This is a genomic window from Actinomycetes bacterium (assembly GCA_036510875.1).
Classification (GTDB): domain Bacteria; phylum Actinomycetota; class Actinomycetes; order Prado026; family Prado026; genus DATCDE01.
The window spans coordinates 1-4,183 of sequence record DATCDE010000335.1; the positions used below are offsets into that span (position 1 = coordinate 1).

Consider the following 4,183-nt stretch of genomic DNA (forward strand, 5'->3'; position numbering starts at 1 on the left):
GACCCATCGCTCGGGCTCTCCCGCCGAGAACGTTCTGCGCGATGTCGGCATCGTCGCCGCGCGCCTGTGAGAAGGACCGTCAATGACCAATGAAACCGCCATCAGTACTGCGCCCGGCCCTGTGAAGTTCTACCAGGTGGGTAGCTTCGCCGTCGGGAACCGCCTGCTCGACCCTGGGCAGCGCTCCGTCCAGTCCGACGGCGAGCGGTCCAACTCGCTGACCTCTGGCCACCGTGCCTGTACGGGGTGCGGGGAGGCGCTCGGTGCGCGCGTCGCGCTCGACGCCGCCATGAGGGCAACCAAAGGGCAGCTGGTGGCGGTCAATGCCACCGGGTGTCTTGAGGTGTTCTCCACCCCGTACCCAGAGACCTCCTGGCGGATCGCCTGGCTGCACTCGTTGTTCGGGAACGCCCCGGCCGTGGCCACCGGTGTGGCAGCGGCCATGAAGGCCAAGGGCCGCACCGATGTCCGGGTTGTGAGCCAGGGCGGGGATGGCGCCACCGTGGATATCGGCTTCGGGACCCTGTCCGGCATGTTCGAGCGCAACGATGACGTCCTGTACATCTGCTATGACAACGAGGCGTACATGAACACCGGCGTGCAGCGGTCGGGGGCCACCCCGCCCGCAGCACGCACCATGACGACCCAGGCCGTGGGACCGGAGCCGGGTGCCGGCTTCGGTCAGGGCAAGAACCTGCCGCGTCTGGCAATGGCGCACGAGATCCCTTATGTGGCAACGGCGACCGTCGCTGATGTGCGGGATCTGGAAGCGAAGGTGACGCGCGCCATGCAGGTGCGCGGAGCGCGATACCTGCATGTCCTCGTGCCGTGCCCGCTGGGCTGGGGCTCGCCGTCCTGCGACACCCTGAAGATCGCCCGGCTGGCGACCCAGAGCGGGATGTTCCCCGTCTTCGAGGCTGAGCATGGGGATGTGGTCGCGTCGACACCGATCCGCCGCCAGGTGCCGGTCGAGGAGTACCTGAAGACCCAGAAACGCTACGCACACCTGTTTTCCCCCCAACGGCGGGACGACACCATCAACCAGCTACAGGCAATGGCCGATCGCAATATCTCGCGGTACGGGCTGCTGCCGAAACAGGACGAGGCACCCTGATGCACAAGCCCTTTGCAATCACGCTCAATGTCGGGTCAAGCCTGGCGAACCACACCGGATCCTGGCGCGTCCAGCGCCCCCAGTACGTGGACCTGATGCCGCCGTGCAACAACGCCTGCCCGGCCGGCGAGAACATCCAGAGCTGGCTCTACACCGCCGAGGACGGGTCCTACGCGGATGCCTGGCGCGCCCTCGTCGTGGACAACCCGTTCCCCGCCGTGATGGGCAGGGTCTGCTACCACCCGTGCGAGTCGGTCTGCAGTCGCGGGAAGCTGGACGAGGCGGTCGGCATCAACTCGGTCGAACGGTTCCTGGGTGACCTCGCCATCGAGAAGGGGTGGAGCACCCCCGTCACGGCTGAACCATCTGGTCGCCACGTCCTGGTGGTCGGCGCCGGCCCATCGGGGCTGTCTGCGGCCTATCACCTTCGCCGGCTGGGGCACGACGTCACCGTGCGCGATGCGACCGACGCACCAGGCGGCATGATGCGGTTCGGCATCCCGAAGTACCGGCTGCCCCGCGAGGTGCTGGACGCTGAGATCGCCCGGATCACCGACATGGGCGTGCGGATCGAGCTCGGCAAGCGCGTCGACAACGTGAACGAGGCGATGGCGGAGGGGTTCGACGCCGTCTTCCTCGCCGTGGGTGCCCACATCGGCAAGCGCGCCTACATCCCGGCCGGTGAGTCCGCCAAGATCCTGGACGCGGTCCACCTGCTGCACAGCGTCGAGGACGGCCAGCCGCCCCTGCTCGGGCGCAAGGTCGTCGTCTATGGCGGAGGCAACACCGCCATCGACGTGGCCCGGACCGCCAAGCGGCTCGGCGCCGAAGAGGCCGTGATCGTCTACCGGCGGACCCGGGAGCGGATGCCGGCCGACGACACCGAGATCGAGGAGGCTCTCGAGGAGGGCGTCCTGATGAAGTGGCTCTCGACGGTCAGGCACGCCGAGGCCGGGGTGCTCATGGTGGAGCGGATGGAGCTCGACGAGAAGGGGTTCCCCCAGCCCACCGGCGAGGTCGAGGAGCTCGAGGCCGACTCCCTCGTGCTCGCACTCGGCCAGGATGTCGACCTGTCCCTGCTGGACGGCGTGCCGGGCCTTAAGGTCCATGACGGTGTCGTCACGGTCGACCCGACCATGATGACCGGCCACGCCGGTATCTTCGCCGGTGGCGACATGGTGCCCGCCGAGCGCACCGTCACCACGGCGATCGGGCACGGCAAGAAGGCAGCGCGCAACATCGACGCCTGGCTGCGCGACAGGCCGCACGCGCCGTCTCACCAGCACCCGGTTGTCGAGTACGACACGTTGAACACCTGGTACTACTCCGACGCCCCGGCTACGGTGCGACCGCGGCTAGAGGCGGCGCGCCGGTCCTCGACCTTCGACGAGGTCGTACAGGGCCTGGACGAGTCGACGGCGCTGTATGAGGCGCGGCGCTGCATGTCGTGCGGCAACTGCTTCGAGTGCGACAACTGCTTCGGCGTGTGCCCGGACAACGCAGTCATCAAGCTGGGACCCGGCAAGGGATTTCAGATCGACCTGGACTTCTGCAAGGGGTGCGGCATCTGCGCACAGGAGTGCCCGTCCGGCTCTATCGTGATGACACCGGAACACGGCTGATATCGGGGCATTCCCGACTCAGCAAATCGCCAAGTCGCGGACATCGACAACGCGGGTTTTGGAGTGTGGAGTGTTGGGGGGTGCGACGTATGACGCGTGTATCCGGTTTTGAATGAGGATCCGTGGGTGCGTTCGAGGACGTTCCGGACGTTGATGCCCAACAGCCGGTTGCAGATGCTGCTGCGTGGCCGGAACCTGCTTGGGTTTCGCCACTACGGCACCAGGCGGATCAGTGCTTCGTCGGTGGAGTGCGTTCGTCACGGGAGCGTCCCGACATACTCGCACTGGATGACTTACCGACCCAGGCTGGCACTGTTGCATCTGACGGTCGTGTAGCCAAATGTGTAGCCACGGCGCAGATTTCGCTGACGTTCGTGAGCGTTCCCCATTGTCAGGATCGTTGGCGTTTCTCAGAATTCGGTCATTGGCGAACTGCGGCGAACAAGCGGCCGGGGACTGGGAGTCAAGGGGCCGCAGGTTCAGATCCTGTAAACCCGACGGAAAACAGGCTCTTGTGACCTACCCGTGGGTGTCTGACGAGGCCTGACTTCACGACACGCCGTTCCCCGTCTACGGTTCCTGCTGTCGAAGGCTGGAATCGAAGGGTGAGGGGAACGGCGTGCGTTCATCAAGGCTATGGGCTCGGATGTTGGGTTTGGGCAATGCGGTCGTGGAAGGCGTCGAGTTCGACGACGACGAGCAACGGATCGTGGTGTCGGTGCGGCCGCGCAAGGCCACCAAGCGGCGCTGCGGTCAGTACGGGAGACGCTGCCCGGGCTATGACCAGGGAGCGGGCCGGCGGCGCTGGCGGGCGCTGGACCTGGGCACCATCCAGACGTTCCTGGAGGCGGACTCGCCTCGGATCCGATGCGCCGTGCATGGGGTCGTCGCTGCGCAGGTGCCTTGGGCCAGGCACGACGCCGGTCACACCTACGCTTTCGACGACACCGCCGCGTGGCTGGTGACGCACTGCAGCAAGTCCGCAGTCCGGGACCTGCTGCGGATCGCCTGGCGGACCGTCGGGTCGATCGTGACCCGGGTCGTCGCCGACGCGGAGAATAGGACCGACCGGCTCAAGGGGCTGACCCGGATCGGGATCGATGAGATCAGTTACAGACGCGGGCACAAGTACTTGACCGTGATCGTGGACCACACCAGCGGAGTGTTGCTCTGGGCGCACCCTGGGCGGGACAGCAAGACGCTCGAGAGGTTCTTCGACCAGCTCGGCGCCGAACGCTGCGCCCAGATCACCTTGGTCAGCGCCGATGCAGCCCCCTGGATCGCAGGCGTCGTCGCCGACCGGTGCAAGAACGCCGAACTGTGCCTGGACCCGTTCCACATCGTGCAGTGGGCCACCACAGCCCTCGACGAGGTCCGCCGCGACGTGTGGAACGCAGCCCGCAAGAACGGTCAGCACAGCGTGGCGAAGGACCTGAAGAACGCCAGG

General features: G+C 66.5%; 3 protein-coding genes and 1 pseudogene. All 4 read left to right on the forward strand.

Annotated elements, in window-relative coordinates; translation table 11 throughout:
- The first annotated feature begins 82 nt into the window (after window positions 1-82).
- Window positions 83-1,114, forward strand: a complete 1,032-nt coding sequence (locus VIM19_19370; protein HEY5187005.1) for a thiamine pyrophosphate-dependent enzyme — start codon at window positions 83-85, stop codon at window positions 1,112-1,114.
- The gene (locus VIM19_19375) at window positions 1,114-2,736 is read left to right on the forward strand and encodes an NAD(P)-binding protein (protein HEY5187006.1); all 1,623 of its coding nucleotides are present in this window, start codon (window positions 1,114-1,116) and stop codon (window positions 2,734-2,736) included. The genes VIM19_19370 and VIM19_19375 overlap by 1 nt, the downstream gene beginning before the upstream one ends.
- Window positions 2,733-2,952: pseudogene (locus VIM19_19380) on the forward strand (hypothetical protein). Before VIM19_19375 ends, VIM19_19380 begins: the two are co-directional and overlap by 4 nt.
- Before the next feature lie 403 nt (window positions 2,953-3,355).
- On the forward strand, window positions 3,356-4,183 hold an 828-nt coding region (locus tag VIM19_19385; protein ID HEY5187007.1), incomplete at its 3' end, for a transposase.

Bases quoted from the DNA above. Each gene is read 5' to 3' on its own strand.
- VIM19_19370 (HEY5187005.1), top strand. From the start codon at position 83: ATGACCAATGAAACCGCCATCAGTACTGCGCCCGGCCCTGTGAAGTTC.
- VIM19_19375 (HEY5187006.1), top strand. From the start codon at position 1,114: ATGCACAAGCCCTTTGCAATCACGCTCAATGTCGGGTCAAGCCTGGCG.